This window comes from Tritonibacter litoralis, from assembly GCF_009496005.1.
In the GTDB taxonomy this organism is placed as follows: Bacteria; Pseudomonadota; Alphaproteobacteria; order Rhodobacterales; family Rhodobacteraceae; genus Epibacterium; species Epibacterium litoralis.
Map to the genome: position 1 here is coordinate 1 of NZ_WIBF01000009.1, position 18,203 is coordinate 18,203.

Genomic DNA, 18,203 nt, shown 5'->3' on the forward strand with positions numbered 1-18,203 from the left:
ACACGCTCACCGGAAACATTACCAATACAGGCAGCGCGGATATCGATGCCGCGATCACTGGCAACGTCTCCAACGCCAGCACCCTTGATCTGGCCGGGGACATCACTGGCAGCTTGACACAGAGTGCAGGCACAACCACCGTGTCCGGGGCAAGCACGGTGAACGGCGGCTTGGATATCGACGGTGGTGATCTGATCCTCAACGCGGCCACCACCGGTGATGTCGATATCGCCTCGGCCGCAACCCTGGATCTCAACGACACCCTCACTGGAAATATTACCAATGCAGGTAATTCAGATCTGGCCGGGGACATCACCGGCAGCTTGACCCAGAGCGCGGGTACCACCACCGTATCCGGAACCAGCACGGTGACCGGTGGCTTGGACATCGACGGCGGCGCTTTGATCCTTAACGCGGCCGCCACCGGTGATGTCGATATCGCCTCGGCAGCAACCCTGGATCTCAATGACACGCTCACAGGCAATATTACCAATGCGGGTAGTACAGATCTGGCCGGAAATATCACCGGCGCCCTGACACAGAGTGCGGGCACAACCACCGTGTCCGGAGCAAGCACGGTGACCGGCGGTTTGGACATCGACGGTGGTGATCTGATCCTCAACGCGGCCACCACCGGCGATGTCGATATCGCCTCAAACGCCACCCTGGATCTCAACAACACGCTCACCGGCAATCTGACCAACGCGGGTGATGCGGATATCGCTGCCACAATCGACGGCAATGTCTCAAATACCAGCACCCTTGATCTGGCCGGAGACATCACTGGCAGCCTGACGCAGAGTGCGGGCACTACCACCGTGTCCGGGGCCAGCACGGTGACCGGTGGCTTGGATATCGACGGCGGTGATCTGATCCTCAACGCAGCCACCACCGGTGATGTCGATATCGCCTCAACCGCAACCCTGGATCTCAATGACACGCTCACCGGCAGCTTAATCAATGCGGGTGATGCGGACATCGATGCCACAATCGATGGGAACGTCTCCAACGCCAGCACCCTTGATCTGGCCGGGGACATCACCGGCGCCCTCACACAGAGTGCAGGCACTACCACAGTGTCCGGGGCAAGCACGCTGACCGGCGGCTTGGATATTAACGGTGGTGAACTGATCCTCAACGCGGCCACCACCGGTGATGTCGATATCGCCTCGGCAGCAACCCTGGATCTCAACGACACCCTCACCGGCAATATTACCAATGCGGGTAATACTGACCTGGTCGGCGACATCACCGGCAGCCTGACACAAAGTGCAGGCACCACCACCGTGTCCAGGGCAAGCACGGTGACCGGCGGCTTTGACATCGACGGTGGCAATCTGATCCTCAACGCAGCCACCACCGGCGATGTCGATATCGCCTCAAACGCCACCCTAGATCTCAACGATACGCTCACCGGCAATCTGACCAACGCGGGTGATGCGGATATCGATGCCACAATCGATGGCAACGTCTCCAACGCCAGCTCCCTTGATCTGGCCGGAGACATCACTGGCAGCCTGACACAGAGCGCGGGTACAACTATGGTTTCAGGCGATAATGTTCGCCTTGGATCGCTGCAAATTCAGGCGGGTGCATTTGACGTAACAGCAGATAGTATCGCAACGATCGGCGACCTGGATACGGAACAAAATGAAGCAACGTTTGGAGAGGGTTCTGTTGTAACACTGGGGGAAAATTCAACCCTCGCCCTCGCCCAAACAAATGACAGCGTTACGTTTGGCCAGGGATCTGCTTTGACCTTCGCATCAGGATCCACTGTCTCAGGCGCATCAATTTTGGATGGTTTGGTGATCGCTCAGGCTGACAACATTTCCTTCAATGGTGACGTTCGTCTGGGCTCGAATGCCACATTGCAGCTCAGCAATGGAGTAACCGGTAATGTGCTGACGATTGATGGCGCGCTTACTGGTGAGGGTGGCGTTGTCAGTTTGGATGTGGATCTGACCCAGGATGCTCAATCTGTCGATACACTTGTGGCCACAGGAAGCGGAACATCCAGCGGTACATTGCAAATTGAACTCAACGACCTGACCGAAGATGGCAACTATGGTGCAACGCCAGAAGAAGGGCTCATATTGGTCGACCTTGATGAAGGTAGCACAGTCAGTGCTTCTATCACTGGCGACATCCCTTTGGACAATCTCGGAACGTACACTTATGGGCTCGATACAAATAGCGATGGCGATATTGTTCTCTTCAGCCAGCTCAACAATGCGGCTGCGGGTCTCACCGGTGCGATTGCATCTGCGCAATCGCTGATCGCTTCGGTTATCAATAGGCCCACAAGCCCTTACGTTACAGTGCTCTCTCAATTGAATGAAGGTGAGACCTGCCGGCCAGGCGGCTGGGCAAGAGCAATCGGCGGGAGCGCCAATGCGCGGGGCACAGCCTCGACAGCTACCTCAAGCGTTGAGACAGTCACACAAACGAATTTTGGTGGTTTCCAGATTGGCTTTGACTCGACCTGCTTTAACAGCCTGATTGTTGAAAATGGATGGGACATATCCTACGGGGCTGTTGCCGGATATAACATCGCTAGCGCGACCCAACCTATTCCCGGCACAGGGCCATCTGCCGGAGAAATTGACAGCACCACTGAGTTGGACGTGAGGCAAACGTATCTTGGCGGCTACGTTGTTGCAGCGCGCGGCCGCTTCAGCTTTGATGTTCAGGCTCGTGTTGAACAGACAGACTTTACAGTGAACTCCTTCGGGAATAATGCGCTCCGCGTCGATGATACGACGTTCGATACGCGTGCCTACACACTGTCCACTGCAGCGAGCTATGCGTTCAGCATTCCAAACCACGAAGACCTTTTCTTTGTTCCAACCGGTGGGTTGTCCGTGACGCGGACCTCAGAAGCTTCCCTGACGTTTGAAGACAACAGCATCATTGATCTGGATTCAACCACAACGGCGGTAGGGTTTGTGGGTGGCACACTCGCACGTACTCGATTTAACGAATTAACAGGGGCGAGAAGCGCGTTGTTCGCAACGATGACCCACTACATCAACCTGTCTGATGATGCCACGTCTACATTCACCGACCCAGATGGGACTTCGACAGCGATTTCCTCGTCGGCGCTTCCAGACTACACCGAAATCAGTATTGGCTATACCTACGACAAGGAACTTAGCCGCGGCCGGGGTGGTAAACTTCGAAAACTCTCGGCAACAGTTCGGGCGGATGGGCGCTTTGGTTCAGGGTTTGATAGTTATGGTTTGACCGGGCAGATTAGATTGCAATTCTAACGGACGTTGCGAGACCGCATGAAACGTACCAGGATCGCAGCGCTGAAAGACACCTTAGTCCACCTAGCACTGGCCCGGGCACCAAAAACATCACTGTGTTCCAGGATGCAGCCGGGCTTCTTCCTTTCGCCCAATTCTAATCTTTTTGTCGTCAAATTAACCAAGTTTATTCAGACAAGAAGATTCAAGAGTGGAGGCGTTTATGGACCTTTGGACGATGTTGGCTGCCTGTTACGTTTGCACCGCTGGTTTTGCCGTGATTATGACCCGTCGCGAGCAGATCGCGCATGGGGGCATCTCCCCTTTGAAAGAAGCGGTTGGTCTTGGCTTGTCGGTGCTGTGGCCGCTTGCGGTTGGCCTCATCTTGGGGGCTATCTTGTGGCAAAAGCTGCGGGTTGGCTTAAGCGCAAGGAAGTTGGCCTAATACGCTAGCTTTAATCAATAAATTGTTATTTTTCAAAGCCCTCAGTTATTACGAGGGCTTTCTTGCTGCGTGCACTTTGAACAGTCAGACATTGGCCAGCCCTGCGCCGTCATTTGATCCGCCGGGTTTCTAAGGGCACTTAGTGCCCAGTCGCCTTTAAGATGACCCGCACCGTTGCAGCCAGAATCCAAATATCGACCAACAATGAAAGACCCTGCGCGTAACCGCTGTCGAACCGAGCTCGGTCTGAAAAAGAGCTGCTGTTGCGTGCAGAGACCTGCCATGACCCAGTAACCCCAGGACGCAAAGCGTAATAGTCCTGGCCGGGATAAAACCCTTGTTGGTTCGGCAACATTGGGCGCGGCCCAACCAAGCTCATCTCGCCGCGAAACACATTCCAAAATTGCGGCAGCTCGTCCAGCGATGTCTTGCGCAGCAAATGGCCAAATCGGGTGATGCGGGGATCCTTGCTGAGCTTCTGCTTCTCCTCCCACTCAGCCCGCGCGGCCGGGTTGCACGCCAGATAGGCTTCCAATTTCTTGTCTGCCTCATGCACCATAGTGCGCATTTTCCATATGGTAAAATGGCGTCCGTCCCGGCCTACGCGGGTTTGAGAATAAAAGGGCTTTCCGCCGTCACGTGCCACAATTGTGGCCAAGCCCAGGACCATTGGAACAACGATTGGCGCAGACAAGGTGACCAATGTCACGTCGAGCGCTCGTTTGCCGAAAGAATGGTACAAGGTTGGTGCGCGAAAATGTGCCTGCTCAGTAACCTTGTTTTCCACTGCGGGGTTCCGGCCATTTTTTACGCTTGTACCTTGTGTGAATCGACCCGAACCGATGCCCTTTCGAAACAGCTTTGGGAGTTTGTGAAACAGCGCGTTTGCCACCAGCCGCACTGGCATTTCCGCGAGAACATTAGTCATTCTATTCAACTCTCATACGTACCGTTGTATCCGTCGAAACGACGCAAGGTTTGCTTTTGTGTTAATTTAAAGTGAACGTTAATATTGATTTTTTAGTGTCAAATTTAGGCAAAACGCTGGGTAAATCTTAGCAATTCATTAACGAAGCGTGGCGAAATCGTGACGGAACGAAAGAGCGATAAACCGTATGGAGAGTTTTCTATGCGAAGATCTGGCTAAACGCCTGGGTCAGATCGAAGTCTGATGCCGCTTCCATTGAGACAAACCAGTGGAATCAAAGCAGTTGAGCCCCTAAGGAAGGTGACAAAGAGTGTGAAGGCTTAATGAGATGATTATTGAACAGACTAATTTGCCAGGCGTCGTTATCCTCACTCCGACAAGGTTTGGCGATGCGCGCGGGTTCTTCAGTGAAAGCTGGAACAAACAGCGTATGGCTGAACATGGGTTCGATCTGGACTTTGTGCAGGATAATCATTCCATGTCCGCCGAAGTGGGCACCATCCGGGGTCTGCATTTCCAGTCGCCACCCCATGCCCAAGACAAACTGGTGCGCTGCGGGCAGGGGGCCTTTTTTGATGTGGTTGTGGATATTCGCAAAGGCTCGCCGACCTATGGGAATTGGACAGGTTTGGAACTGAGCGCAGAGAATGGCAAACAGCTGCTGGTACCCAAAGGGTTTCTGCACGGCTTTATCACCCGCGCGCCGATGACCGAGATCATTTATAAATGCACCGATTACTATGCGCCCGACTGTGACGGCGCGGTGCACTGGGACAGCTGTGGCATCGACTGGCAATTTGACGGCACACCGATCCTGTCTGCAAAAGATGCCGCGGCCCAAAGCCTGGCAGAGTTTGACAGCCCCTTCGTTTTTGAGACGGCAGAAGGATCCGCGGGATGAGCATTTCGGCGGTTGAGCCAGATTGGAGCCGGGAGACGGTGACAGGCGGTTGGGAGCCGTCCCGTCGTCTGCTGTGCGCGATCCGGGATTATCAACGCCACCAAGGTCTGCGCCGTAAACTTGCGGTGCTGCGGTATCGGTATTGGTCCGTGGTCACCGGCGCGGATATTCCGCTGAATGCGCGGATTGGCGGCGGGTTGCTGCTGCCCCATCCCAATGGGGTGGTGATCCACCCCGAGGCGGAAATCGGTCCCAATTGCCTGTTGTTTCAGCAAGTCACCCTGGGGGCGGTTGCGGATCGCAAAGGCCTGCCGCGTCTGGGCGGACATGTGGATGTGGGGGCGGGGGCCAAAATCCTGGGCCCTGTGACCATTGGGGATCATGCTGTGATTGGTGCCAATGCCGTTGTGTTAAACGATGTGCCCGCAGGCGGGGTGGCCGTTGGCACGCCCGCGCGGGTGATCGAGCGAAAGGACAAGCAATGAAACTTCTGGTGACCGGCGGGGCCGGCTTTATCGGATCAGCCGTGGTACGTCAGGCCATCGGCCAGGGCCACAGTGTGGTCAATGTGGATGCCCTGACCTATGCCGCCTGTCTGGACAATGTGGCCAGCGTTGCAGACAATCCCAATTACGCCTTTGAACAGGCCGACATTCGCGACCGAGCGGCGCTGGACCGGGTCTTTGCCACCCACAAACCCGATGCGGTGATGCATCTGGCCGCCGAAAGCCATGTGGACCGGTCAATCGACGGCCCCGGCGATTTCATCGAAACCAATATCACCGGCACCTATAATATGCTGGAAGCGGCGCGCAAATACTGGACGGACGCCGGCAAGCCCGCGCGCTTCCGCTTCCATCATATCTCCACCGATGAGGTCTATGGCTCCCTGCCCAAAGACCCCAGCGTGATGTTCACCGAAGACACCGCCTATGATCCGCGCTCGCCCTATTCGGCCTCCAAAGCCTCCAGCGACCATCTGGTGCGCGCCTGGGGAGAGACCTATGGCCTGCCGGTGGTGCTGACCAATTGTTCCAACAACTATGGCCCCTTCCATTTCCCCGAAAAGCTGATCCCCGTGGTGATCCTGAATGCGCTGGCGGGCAAGGACCTGCCGATCTATGGCGATGGGTCCAACATCCGCGACTGGCTTTATGTGGAAGACCACGCCGACGCGCTTTTGCTGGTGGTGCAAAAAGGCGTGTTGGGCCGGGCCTATAATATTGGTGGCGAGAATGAGCGGACCAATCTGGAGCTGGTCAAAACCCTTTGTGCCATTCTGGATGAGAAATGCCCCAAACAGGACGGTGGCTCATATGCGGATCAGATCACCTTTGTGACCGACCGCCCGGGCCATGACGCACGTTACGCCATTGACCCCACCCGCATCCGCGATGAGCTGGGCTGGAGGCCGTCGGTGACCGTGGAAGAGGGGCTGGAGAAAACGGTGCAATGGTATCTGGACAATGAGACCTGGTGGAAACCCTTGCAGGCGCGCCAGGGCGTGGGCCAGCGTCTGGGTGTGAAAACGTAAAAAGGAAAAGGCCCTTTCAGGGCCTGCCTCCGGCGGAAGTATTTGGGAAAAGATGAAAGCAAAGCGCTTTTGATCGCACTGAGGTAAGAGATGGATATTCTGGTCTTTGGCAAAACCGGGCAAGTGGCGCAGGAATTGGCGGCGTTTGATGGGGTCACCTGCGTGGGGCGGGATCAGGCGGATCTGTCGGATCCTGGTGCCTGTGCCGCGCTGATCCGGGAGAAAAAGCCACAAGCTGTGATCAATGCCGCCGCCTATACCGCTGTCGACAAAGCCGAAGAGGAAGAGGATCTGGCCACGGTCATCAATGGCGTCGCGCCGGGGGCCATGGCTGAGGCCTGCGCCCAGCTTGGCATTCCCTTTGTCCATATCTCCACCGATTATGTGTTTGCCGGGGAAGGGGAGACCGCCTGGGGGCCCACAGATCCGGTGGCACCGCCCAATGCCTATGGGCGCTCAAAACTGGCCGGTGAAGATGCGGTGCGCGCCGCAGGTGGTACGTTTGCGATCCTGCGCACTTCTTGGGTGGTCTCGGCTCACGGGCATAATTTTGTTAAAACCATGCTGCGGCTGGGGGCGGACCGCGACAAGCTGACCATTGTGGCCGATCAAATCGGCGCGCCGACACCTGCGCGCGATATTGCGGCGGCCTGTGTGAGCATGGCCAGCCAGCTGCTGGAAGACCCCGCAAAAGCCGGAACCTATCACTTCCAGGGCGCGCCCTTTGCCAGCTGGGCGGATTTTGCCCGGGCGATTTTTGCGCAGAGCGGTACCACTTGCGCGGTGGAGGATATCCCCACCACAGCCTTTCCAACGCCTGCGGTTCGGCCCCTGAATTCGCGGCTGGATTGCAGCACATTAGAGACTGTTTTTGGGATAACCCCGCCTGATTGGCGGCAGGGGCTGAGTGAGATTTTGAAAGATTTGGGAGCAGCGTCATGACGACACAGCGCAAAGGTATCATTTTGGCGGGCGGCTCTGGTACCCGGCTTTATCCCATCACCATGGGGGTCTCCAAACAGCTTCTGCCGATCTATGACAAGCCGATGATCTATTACCCGATCTCGGTGCTGATGCTGGCTGGCATCCGCGAGATCTGCGTGATCACCACGCCGCAGGATCAGGCCCAGTTCAAACGCACGCTTGGTGATGGCAGCCAATGGGGTGTTGACTTTACCTATGTGGAACAGCCCAGCCCCGATGGTCTGGCGCAGGCCTTTATCCTGGCCGAAGAGTTTCTGGCGGGCAGCCCGTCGGCGCTGGTTCTGGGGGACAATATCTTCTTTGGCCACGGTCTGCCGAAACTGTTGGCGGCGGCCGATCAGAAGCCGTCAGGCGGCACCGTCTTTGGCTACCATGTTGCGGATCCGGAGCGGTACGGCGTCGTTGATTTTGACGACCAGGGCCAGGCGCGTGAGATCATTGAAAAGCCGCCGGTGCCGCCGTCCAACTATGCGGTCACCGGGCTTTATTTCCTGGATGGCACCGCGCCGGAACGTGCGCGGGCGGTGAAACCTTCGGCGCGGGGGGAACTGGAAATCACCGATCTGCTGCAGACCTATCTGGACGCAGGCCATTTGAGCGTGGAAACCATGGGGCGCGGCTATGCCTGGCTTGATACCGGCACCCATGCCTCGCTGCTGGATGCGGGGAATTTTGTGCGCACGTTGCAGGAACGTCAGGGTCTGCAGACGGGCTGTTTGGAAGAGATCGCCTTTGATCAGGGTTGGATTACCGCCGAAGCCCTTGCGGATCGCGCTGAAATGCTGAAGAAAAATGCCTATGGCGCCTATCTGGCCAAGCTTTTGGAGTAAACCTCTCTCATGAAGATCCTTTTTGTGCACCAGAATATGCCCGGCCAATACCGGGAAATGATCCAGTGGTTGGCAGCACAAAAGGAGCATCAACTGGTGTTTCTGACCCAGCGCCATCCGGCGCCGCAGTTTGAGGGTTTGAAGACGGTCCAATACCGGCCACACCAGCGCGCGGCCGAAGACGCCTATGGTCTGTCCAAGGTCTGGGAGGATGCAACGGGATCCGGCTTTGGCGCGGCCATGGCAGCCCGCAAGCTGGAGCGCGAAGAAGGGTTCAAGCCGGATATTATTCTGGGCCATACCGGTTGGGGTGAACTTCTGTTTATGAAAGACATCTGGCCGGATGTGCCGGTTCTGGGCTTCTTTGAATATTATTATCTGAACGAAGGCGGCCCGGTGGGGTTTGACCCCGAAGATCCGCCCAGCGAACACAGCCGGTTTCTGCTGCGCGCGCGCAATGCGGTGCCCAATGCCAATCTGGATGCGGTGGATCTGGGCACCGTGCCGACGCGCTGGCAAATGGAGAGTTTTCCAAAACGCTTCCACGATCATTTCTACTGCTGCCACGACGGCATTCGCACCGATCTGTTAAAACCCAACCCTGATGTCAGCCTGTCGCTGGGGCGACTGGACCGCCCGATCACCCGAGATGATGAGGTTCTGACCTTTATGGCGCGCAATCTGGAGCGCACGCGGGGCTTTCACGTCTTTATGCGCGCGCTGCCCGAGATCCTGGACGCGCGCCCCGATGCGCGGGTGCTGGTGATTGGCGGTAATGGCACCTCATATGGTAAGGCCAGCACCCACAAGGGTGGTCTGCGCGGAGAGATGGAAGAGGAACTGGGCCACCGGGTGGATTGGAGCCGGGTGCATTTCCTCGGCCAGGTGCCTTATGAGGCCTATCAGCAGGTCATTCAGATCAGTCGCTGTCATTTGTATCTGACGATGCCCTTTGTGCTCAGCTGGTCCTGCCTTGAGGCGATGGCGATGGGGGCCACGATGGTGGCGACCGATGTGGCACCCGTGCGTGAGGCGATCACCCATGGGGAGACCGGTCTGTTGGTGGATTTCTTTGATCCTCACACTTTGGCCAAACAGGTGGTTGAAGTGCTGGCGCGGCCAGGGGATTACGCTCACCTTGGACCCAATGCACGCGCGCACGTGGTGGAACACTATGATTTCCTGACCCGCTGCCTGCCGGAACACCTGACGCGGATGAACGGACTGGTGCCCTCTGCAGCGCAGATCAAGTTGCCCTAAGGCCGACACCTAAACCGGGGAAAGCCCCCGGTTTAGGGTCACAACACAAGGATCAGTTACCGATGTTGGCAGTGGTGTTGAAGACGCCGACAAAATTGCCAAAGATCGAGGATACGGTGAGCACATCGGTGATAGGTGCCTCGGTTGCGATCACCAGATCTTGGGGCTGAATTTCGAATTGGCGCGCGGAAAACAGACCATCTGCTGTGGTCAGATCAAGCGAGAAGACCACTCGTTTTTTACGCGGGCCACGGGTGCCAGGCGCGACAGCCGAATCCGGATACTCACGCAGGATCAGGATACCCTGGGGATCTGCATTGCGATCTGACAGACCGCCGGCGACGGAAATCGCATCCATGGCGGACATGCTGTCTTGGCTAAAGGTATGCTGTGCTTCGGTGCCGGTGGCCCCAAAGGAGAGGAAGTAACGTTCGTCTTCCTCGACAAAAACCCGGTCACCGCCGCGCAAGAGAGTGTCCAGCTGTGGGTTGTTCAGCAGGTTTTCCACGGATGTGCCATAGATCTGGCTACCGCGGACCAGACGGATCTGCGGGTTATTGAGGTTGAGCCCGATTCCGCCACCCGCTGAAATCAGACCCAGAACCGTATAATTGCGATCCGGCATCGGATAGGTGCCGGGCCGCGCCACGCCGGACACGAGATCGACGGAATTGTTACGCCCTTCCTGCAGGCTCAGCTGTAGTTGCGCGTTGGGTACAATCTCTTCCAGCGCTTCCTGCAGCTTTTCACGCGCCAGATCCGGGGTGAGACCGCGCACCGAAACTTTGCCCACATACGGCATGAAGACGGTGCCATCACCTGCAACTTTCATATCCTGCAGCTGCGCCACCTTTTGCAAGGGCGCGGTCAGCAGCGAGTTTTCGCCACTGTCCCAGACCTGCATGGTCAAAAGATCACCGGGTTGGATGAATTGGGTTTTGGCCCCCTGGCTGCGGCTGAGCCAATTCAGATGTTCTTGACGCCCTGTTTCAGGCCAATGGGCGACGCTGGGCAAAAACGCACGGGTCACCGAGTAAAGTGCAAAGTCCGCATCGACCTCTTGGGCCTCGCGCAGAATTTCACGGCTGGCAGGTGCCCCACCGGGCAGACGGCTGCAGGCAGCGGGAAGAAGGACCACGCTCGAAATAAGGGCGGCGGACAGGAGGCGGAGCATTGTGAATCCAGTCGAAATTCTTAATTTTTAGTAGTCGCAAGATACTCTGCGTGGCACATCCGTCAATATACGCAATGATCACAAGGACAGACGCGGCACAATGGTCACGCAATCGGGACAGCCTGAGACCCTTATTCTAGGCGCAAGTGGACGGATCGGGCAAAGCCTGTGTCGCTTTGCGCACCCTGCGTGGCGCAACCGGTTTCGCCTGCAAATCCGGAAGACTCGCGGCAAAGCGGGCCCATGGCATGTGTTTTCGCCGCTGTCGGAACCGGCAGAATTGGACCGCGCAGCGCAAGGGTGCAAGCAGATCCTGTGCCTTGCCGGAGCAGTGCCGGGTCGCGGCGCTGATCTGGCAGACAACGGCCGATTGGCATTAGCGGCGGTGGACGCTGCCGCGCGGACCGGGTGCCGCCGGGTGTTGCTGACGTCATCAGCGGCGGTCTATGGCCGAAGCGCTGGTCCTCTGCAAGAGGATCAATTGTTGGAGCCTGCCAACCCCTATGGAGAGGCCAAGGCTGCGATGGAAGAAGCCGCACAGGCGCGCGGGGCCGAACTGGGCGTGGCGGTTTGCGCGCTGAGAATTGGAAATGTGGCGGGGTTTGATGCGATTTTGGGCGGCTGGTCGCCTGGATTTGTTTTGGATCAATTTGTCGATGGTCGCACGCCTCGGCGCAGCTATGTTGGTGTGGAAACGCTTGCCCATCTGTTGTGTGATCTGATGGAGGCGCCGGATTTGCCACGGGCTGTCAATGTTGCGCAACCCGGACCGGTTGCGATGGGGGATTTGCTGCAAGCGTCAGATCTGGCCTTTGCCACCCGCCCCGCGCCTGAAGCGGCCATTGCCGAGGTGGCTTTTGACCTCAGCCTCTTACAATCCAGCGTGAAAGCGCCCGTTGCCCCGGCCGATCCCATAAGCCTGGTGGCGCAATGGCGCGCATTCTGCCAATAAGAGCAACAAACGATGTGAGGGACATAGATGACCTGGAGCAAACGGCTGTTTGATCTGTTTTTTGTCACGCTTTTGATTGTGATTCTGGGGCCAGTGCTTGTGCTGCTGTGCCTGTGGGTGCTTATCAAAGAAGGCCGCCCCTTGTTTTACGTGGCCGAGCGGATGAAATCCCCGACCGAGCCTTTTGCCCTGTGGAAACTGCGGACCATGACGGTGGTGGATGAGGACAGCGGTGTGTCCGGTGGCGATAAATCGGCCCGCATCACCAAGACCGGTGCCTGGTTGCGGGCCAAACGGCTGGATGAATTTCCGCAGCTGTGGAACATTTTGCGCGGGGATCTGTCCTTTGTCGGGCCACGCCCGCCCTTGCGCCAATACGTCGAAGCCTATCCTGAGATCTATAACGAGGTCTTGAAATCCCGGCCTGGTGTCACGGGCCTTGCGTCGATTGTATACCACAAGCATGAAACCAAGCTGTTGGATCGCTGCCACAGCCGAGATGAGACCGACTCGGTTTATTCTCGGGTTTGCGTGCCCACAAAAGCGCGGCTGGATCTGATATATCAACGCCACCAAAGCATGTGGTTTGATTTTGACCTTGTGTTTCAGACCATCGGAAACCTGCTGCGACGCGGATAAGTTGTGCTGTTTCGATTAAATTTCCCTTAGTTTTTGCTCAGAGAGTGCATATATTAGCAAATTCTTATAGGTTGTGTGTTGCCCGTCGGGAACAAGCGTGCGTAATCTATCAGCAAAGTTTTGCCGGATTGGTTGCTTGTTTCGCTGCAGCGCAAATAAAGACTAACAGGGACGCGCTAAACTGTGATTTGACTGGGGCTGCAAGTTGCGCAGTGCACATTTTGTGCAGTTTTCAAGAGTTGGAAGATTCCTCTGAGAATGTGCGCCCTTGTAAAATAAGAATTGATGTTTTTGGCGCAAGAACCAAAGGCAGAGGAATTGATTGCCGCTCATCTTGGGGCGGATGGTACGCAAATGTTTCGACTACTCAGTGCTCTAACGCGGGCTCAAAAAACCTATATTTTCCTGGGCATTGACCTGTGCCTTCTGCCACTTGTTCTTCTGTTCACCTTTGCGGTTCAGAATCTGGCCACTCCGGCTGGACAATTGTTTGCGGCCAGTCTTGCAGTTCTGCCTTATGTCGTTGCTTTTACGGGTGTTACCTCTCTGTGGTTAGGGCTACCGCATGTACAGCTCAATGCCTATGAGCGTCACGCGGTTGCGCTGACATCGTTGGTTGCGGTTATCTCGGCCAGTGCTTTGGGGCTTGCGATGATGCTGTTTGGCCCGGCCTTGCCCGTGGGCACCTATGTGGTGTTCGCGCTGTCTTATTTTATCGCCATGGTGGCTGTTCGGGCGATTCTCTTTCAGGTGGTGATGTCAATTTACCGCCGGGCGCAGCCGCGTTGCCGCGTCCTGATCTATGGGGCAGGGGCCACCGGCACCCAATTGGCCCAAGCTCTGCGCAGCCATGACTGGATTGATCCCGTGGCTTTTGTGGATGACAATAAATCCCTGCAGGGCATGACGTTGGTAGGGCTGCCGGTCTATGCGCCGGCCCGGATCGAAGAGCTGGTGAAAACCCGCCAGATTGCCCGGGTGCTGCTGGCGATGCCGTCGCAAAGCCAGCCGAAACAGGCGCAGATCATTCAACGGTTGCAGGCCTTGAAGCTGGATGTGCAGGCGCTGCCGTCTTTTGCCCAGCTGGTTGGCACCGAAGCCTTGGTTGAGAAACTGACGCCTGTGGCACCCAAGAATTTCCTGGGCCGTCGTGCCCATGACGTGCCGCTGGCGGAAGCGGCGGAGGCTTATTGCGGCAAAGTGGTTCTGGTCTCTGGTGCAGGGGGCTCTATCGGGTCCGAACTCTGCCGTCAGGTCATGGCCTGTCGCCCCAAGAAACTGGTGCTTTATGAGCTGTCGGAACTGGCGCTTTATACCATTCACCAAGAGCTGTGCGCACAGGCGCAAGCGGAAGGGATCGAACTGGTTCCTGTTCTGGGCTCTGTCACCGACCCGCGTCAGGTGCGTGAGGTCTTGGGCTGTCACCAGATCCAAGTGGTTTTGCATGCGGCCGCCTATAAACACGTGCCGCTGGTCGAAGCCAACCCTTTGGCGGGTCTGGCCAACAATGTCTTTGGCACCCGCACGCTGGCGCGCGCGGCCGGGGATTTTGGAGTGGATCGCTTTATCCTGATTTCCTCGGACAAAGCAGTGCGCCCGACCAATGTCATGGGTGCCTCCAAACGCATGGCCGAACTGGTGGTGCAGGATCTGGCGAGCCGCAGCACCAGCACCGTGTTCACCATGGTGCGATTTGGCAATGTGCTGGGGTCGTCGGGTTCGGTGATTCCGCTGTTTCAGGAGCAGGTGGCGCGTGGTGGTCCGGTCACCGTGACCGACCCCAATGTGCGCCGGTTCTTTATGACCATTCAGGAAGCGGTGCAGCTGGTGCTGACCGCTGGTGCGGACGCCAAGGGGGGTGAGGTTTTTGTCCTGGATATGGGCAAGCCGGTGCCGATCATTCAGCTGGCCCGTCAGGTCATCGAAAGCGCCGGTTATACAGTGCGTGATGCAGACACCCCCGAAGGGGATATCGCGATTGAGATCATCGGCCTGCGACCCGGCGAAAAGATGGAAGAAGAGCTGACCATCACGGACGAGTTGATGTTGACGCGCAACCCCAAGATCTTTTGCGCCCACGAAGGGGACCTGTCGGAGATCGAAGTGGCCTCCTTTGTGCGGTCGTTGCGTCAGGTTGTGGCGGCCAATGATGCAGAGGCGGCGCGGAACTTGATCGCGCGCTGGGTCGAAGGGGATGGCCTGCCGCCTGAGAACACGCGCGCGACATCCTGATCTGGCGATGATGCGCAGGACAGTTGATCGCGGCATCGCTTTCATGGTCTAAGGCAGAAACAGAGGCAGAAGCCGAGACGACAAAGGCGGGGCAGACGTGACCGGTTCCAAGACAGCCGCAAAACATGCGGGTATTTCAGCCGGGGTGCTGACGGTGATCGCCCTTGCGATACCCTATTCCCCGGCCCAGGCGCAAACCGTTGAGGCGGCTCCTAACTTTGATCGCCCAGCCCAACCAAGCCTCAACTTTTACGGCTCGCCCGGCATCATTGACCTGCCCTCGGCAGAGCATTTGCCCGAAGGCCAGTTCACCACCACCTATTCCTGGTTTGGCGGCACCAGCCGGTACAATCTGACCTTTCAGGCACTGCCCTGGCTGTCGACGTCGTTTCGTTACAACGGCATCCAAAACCTGAACCTCTTTGGGTTTGATACCTATTATGACCGAGGTTTTGATGTGCGGGTGCGCCTATGGCAAGAAGGTCAATACCGCCCGGCGGTCACCGTGGGCCTGCAGGATTTTGCGGGCACCGGGATTTATGCCGGCGAATATATCGCCGCCACCAAAAACTTTGATGTGCCCGGTCTGGGCGGCAGCACCGGCAATCTAAAGGTGACGGCAGGTCTGGGCTGGGGGCGGCTGGGCTCAAACGGGGCCATTGGCTCGATCGGCACCCGTGGCTCGTTTGACGGCGGCGATACCGGCGGCGAATTGTCGGTGGATCAATGGTTCCGCGGTGATTTCGCGCCTTTTGCAGGTCTGGAATGGGAACTGGATGACCGCTGGGGCGTCAAAGCGGAATATTCAACCGACGCCTATGAGCTGGAAACTCAGCAATCCGATGTGTTTGAGCGGAAGTCCTCGCTAAACTTTGGCGTGGAATATCAGAAAAGCCCGCAACTGCGTCTGGGGGCTTATTACCTTTATGGGTCGGAAATTGGCGTCAACGCGCAGATCCAGCTGAACCCGCGTCACCCGCCACAACAGCTGCGTATTCCGGCCCCGCTGCCGGTGGTGCCGCGCAGCCAGTGGGCCACCGAGCCGGAGCATTGGACCACGGATTGGACCGCCAGCGAAAGCAAACGCACCCAGATTCGCGATTTGCTGGCCGAAGCTTTGAAAGCGGACGGTTTGGTGCTGGAAGCTGTGACCCTCAAGGGCAATGTGGCCGAGGTGCGCTATCGCAACAACCGCTACCGGTCGTTTACACTGACAATTGGTCGGGTGGCGCGGGCGATGGCCCGGACCTTGCCGCCGTCGGTTGAGACCTTCCAGATTGTCCCAGTGCGTCGGGGGTTGGGCCTGTCGACAACTGTGATCCGTCGCAGTGATCTGGAAGCGCTGGAATTTGCGCCAGATGCAACCGATGCGCTGGTTGCGGTCACGGGCTTCCAAAATGCGGGCCCGCTGCCAGAGACTGCGGATTTCTCGGATGAGCTGTACCCGGCCTTTGCCACGTCGGTGTCGCCTTATACTGCACCGGCTTATTTTGACCCGGACCAACCGTTCCGGTTGGATTTGGGTGTGGATTTCTCAGCCTCTTATGCGCCCGCGCCGGGGTGGCGTGTGGCGGGGACGATCCGTCAGCGGGTGTGGGGCAATGTTGCGGATGGGCGCGCCTCGAACTCGGTTCTGCCACGGGTGCGCACCGATCAGGTGGAATATGCGCAGTTTGATACGACGCTGGAAAACCTGTACGTGTCGCGCAATTGGAAGCCTGGATCTGATCTCTATGCGCGCGCGACCTTTGGTCTTTTGGAGAGCAATTTTGGCGGCATCTCCGGGGAGGTGCTGTGGAAGCCGGTGAATTCCCGCCTCGCACTGGGGGTTGAGGCCAACTATGTGAAACAGCGTGACTTTGATCAGCGCTTTTCCTTCCGCGACTACAGCGTCGCCACGGGCCATGCCTCGGCCTATTACGAGGCCGGAAACGGGTTCCTGGCGCAGGTCGATGTTGGTCGATATCTGGCTGGCGATATCGGTGCCACCTTCAGCCTGGACAAGACATTTAACAACGGTTGGTCCTTTGGCGGGTTCTTCACCCTGACCGATGTGTCGGCCGAAGATTTCGGCGAGGGTTCCTTTGACAAGGGCATCCGCTTCCGAATTCCGCTAGACTGGCTGCTCGCCAAACCCTCCCGCAACGCCTTTGGCCTAACGATCCGCCCAACGCAGCGCGACGGTGGACAACGTCTGTCGGTGCCGGGACGCCTTTATGGGCAGATCCGCGAAGGTCACCGCAAGAGCCTGTTGGATCAGAAGGCAAGGATCTGGGAATGACACGTTTAACACATGTGATGGCCGCCTTGCTTGCGTTGGCCACTTTAACGGCCTGCGCCAAAGGGCCGGAACGGTCGCCGTTGGAAGTCGAGCTGATCACCACCATTCGCGAACAGATCGCATTACGTCGCGCGCCCAAACAGGAGCGGCCGCCGCTGACCCGTGCGCTGTTGGACACCATCGAAAGCCCCTATATCGAAGTGACGCTGGAGGCGAATGATGTCTTTGCTTATCTGCAGCCACAACTGGTGCTGGAGGACGACACGCCGGGGGAGCTGGTCAACTGGGTGACCGAGGATCAGGTCAGCGTTGCCTTGCGCGATGGTATTCTGGTGGCGACTCGGGGCTTGCGGGGCGACTTGCTTTCGTCGTCAACCTTGGCGCAACCTGGTGGGTTGCAGGGCCCCGAGGGACAGGGCCCGCGCAGCTTTGATCTGCGTCTGGGGGATCACGAATCCAAAACTCTGGAACTGGCCTGTTCAGTGACCGATCTGGGACCAGAGGCGCTGGAGATCGTCGAGATCACCTATGCGACGCGGCACTTGCAAGAGACCTGCGAGAGCGAGAGTGGTCGCGTGGTAAATGACTTCTGGGTTGATTCTCGATCCGGCCGTGTCTGGCAGTCGCGGCAATGGGCGGGGCCTTTGAACGGCTATATTCGCATCCGTCAGCTGACGCTTTGAGCGGATCCATGCCGCTTTTTGCTGCAGATGCGTGGCATCTCTGCACTGGTTCCAAAGCAAACTGATTTTTAAGAGTTTTGCCCGCATAAGCGACGTTGAAATGCCAAAC

Annotated in this window: 15 protein-coding genes; 13 read left to right on the forward strand and 2 right to left on the reverse strand. The window is 57.5% G+C overall.

All coding sequences use genetic code 11. From position 1 onward, the window contains the following. Both GFB49_RS21030 and GFB49_RS13865 read left to right on the forward strand, forming a co-directional pair. A partial coding sequence (locus GFB49_RS21030; protein WP_425505224.1) for a beta strand repeat-containing protein occupies positions 1–3,272 on the forward strand: 3,272 nt, incomplete at its 5' end. A 202-nt stretch (positions 3,273–3,474) separates the two neighbouring features. Continuing rightward, complete coding sequence (locus tag GFB49_RS13865) at positions 3,475–3,696, forward strand: hypothetical protein (protein WP_153216494.1); 222 nt, start codon at positions 3,475–3,477, stop codon at positions 3,694–3,696. Positions 3,697–3,835: 139 nt separating this feature from the next. Here the strand turns inward: GFB49_RS13865 and GFB49_RS13870 are convergent, their stop codons facing one another. Further along, entirely contained in the window at positions 3,836–4,624 is a 789-nt protein-coding gene (locus tag GFB49_RS13870) for a sugar transferase (RefSeq protein WP_246149730.1), read from the reverse strand. Positions 4,625–4,952: 328 nt separating this feature from the next. Here GFB49_RS13870 and rfbC point away from each other — a divergent pair, with 328 nt between their 5' ends. The 6 genes from rfbC to GFB49_RS13900 all read left to right on the forward strand — a co-directional run bounded on the left by rfbC (position 4,953) and on the right by GFB49_RS13900 (position 10,133). Further along, a complete protein-coding gene (gene rfbC, locus GFB49_RS13875; protein ID WP_153216495.1) occupies positions 4,953–5,525 on the forward strand; it encodes a dTDP-4-dehydrorhamnose 3,5-epimerase in 573 nt (190 codons plus the stop codon). Continuing rightward, entirely contained in the window at positions 5,522–6,010 is a 489-nt protein-coding gene (locus GFB49_RS13880; protein ID WP_153216500.1) for a serine O-acetyltransferase, read from the forward strand. The genes rfbC and GFB49_RS13880 overlap by 4 nt, the downstream gene beginning before the upstream one ends. Then, a complete protein-coding gene (gene rfbB / locus GFB49_RS13885) occupies positions 6,007–7,059 on the forward strand; it encodes a dTDP-glucose 4,6-dehydratase (protein WP_153216501.1) in 1,053 nt (350 codons plus the stop codon). Before GFB49_RS13880 ends, rfbB begins: the two co-directional genes overlap by 4 nt. 90 nt (positions 7,060–7,149) lie before the next feature. Then, positions 7,150–8,001, forward strand: coding sequence for a dTDP-4-dehydrorhamnose reductase (rfbD, locus tag GFB49_RS13890; protein ID WP_153216503.1), 852 nt, complete (start codon positions 7,150–7,152; stop codon positions 7,999–8,001). Further along, positions 7,998–8,873, forward strand: coding sequence for a glucose-1-phosphate thymidylyltransferase RfbA (gene rfbA / locus GFB49_RS13895; RefSeq protein ID WP_153216505.1), 876 nt, complete (start codon positions 7,998–8,000; stop codon positions 8,871–8,873). Before rfbD ends, rfbA begins: the two co-directional genes overlap by 4 nt. Before the next feature lie 9 nt (positions 8,874–8,882). Then, positions 8,883–10,133, forward strand: coding sequence for a glycosyltransferase family 4 protein (locus GFB49_RS13900; RefSeq protein WP_153216506.1), 1,251 nt, complete (start codon positions 8,883–8,885; stop codon positions 10,131–10,133). 52 nt (positions 10,134–10,185) lie between these two features. On the opposite strand, the gene GFB49_RS13905 is transcribed toward GFB49_RS13900, so the two are convergent. After that, on the reverse strand, positions 10,186–11,307 hold the full coding sequence (locus GFB49_RS13905; RefSeq protein WP_153216508.1) for a polysaccharide biosynthesis/export family protein: 1,122 nt from the start codon (positions 11,305–11,307) through the stop codon (positions 10,186–10,188). A 100-nt stretch (positions 11,308–11,407) separates the two neighbouring features. On the opposite strand from GFB49_RS13905, the gene GFB49_RS13910 reads away from it, so the two are divergent. The 5 genes from GFB49_RS13910 to GFB49_RS13930 all read left to right on the forward strand — a co-directional run bounded on the left by GFB49_RS13910 (position 11,408) and on the right by GFB49_RS13930 (position 18,094). After that, positions 11,408–12,259 (forward strand): NAD-dependent epimerase/dehydratase family protein, encoded by an 852-nt coding sequence (locus GFB49_RS13910; RefSeq protein WP_153216510.1) that lies wholly within the window; start codon positions 11,408–11,410, stop codon positions 12,257–12,259. 27 nt (positions 12,260–12,286) lie between these two features. Beyond that, positions 12,287–12,898: a sugar transferase gene (locus GFB49_RS13915; RefSeq protein WP_153216512.1), complete on the forward strand. Its 612-nt coding sequence runs from the start codon at positions 12,287–12,289 to the stop codon at positions 12,896–12,898. A gap of 354 nt (positions 12,899–13,252) precedes the next feature. Continuing rightward, positions 13,253–15,130 (forward strand): nucleoside-diphosphate sugar epimerase/dehydratase, encoded by a 1,878-nt coding sequence (locus GFB49_RS13920; RefSeq protein ID WP_153216514.1) that lies wholly within the window; start codon positions 13,253–13,255, stop codon positions 15,128–15,130. Positions 15,131–15,227: 97 nt separating this feature from the next. After that, complete coding sequence (locus GFB49_RS13925; RefSeq protein WP_343032584.1) at positions 15,228–17,411, forward strand: YjbH domain-containing protein; 2,184 nt, start codon at positions 15,228–15,230, stop codon at positions 17,409–17,411. Further along, a complete protein-coding gene (locus tag GFB49_RS13930) occupies positions 17,408–18,094 on the forward strand; it encodes a YjbF family lipoprotein (protein ID WP_153216515.1) in 687 nt (228 codons plus the stop codon). Before GFB49_RS13925 ends, GFB49_RS13930 begins: the two co-directional genes overlap by 4 nt. The last annotated feature ends 109 nt before the right edge of the window (positions 18,095–18,203 follow it).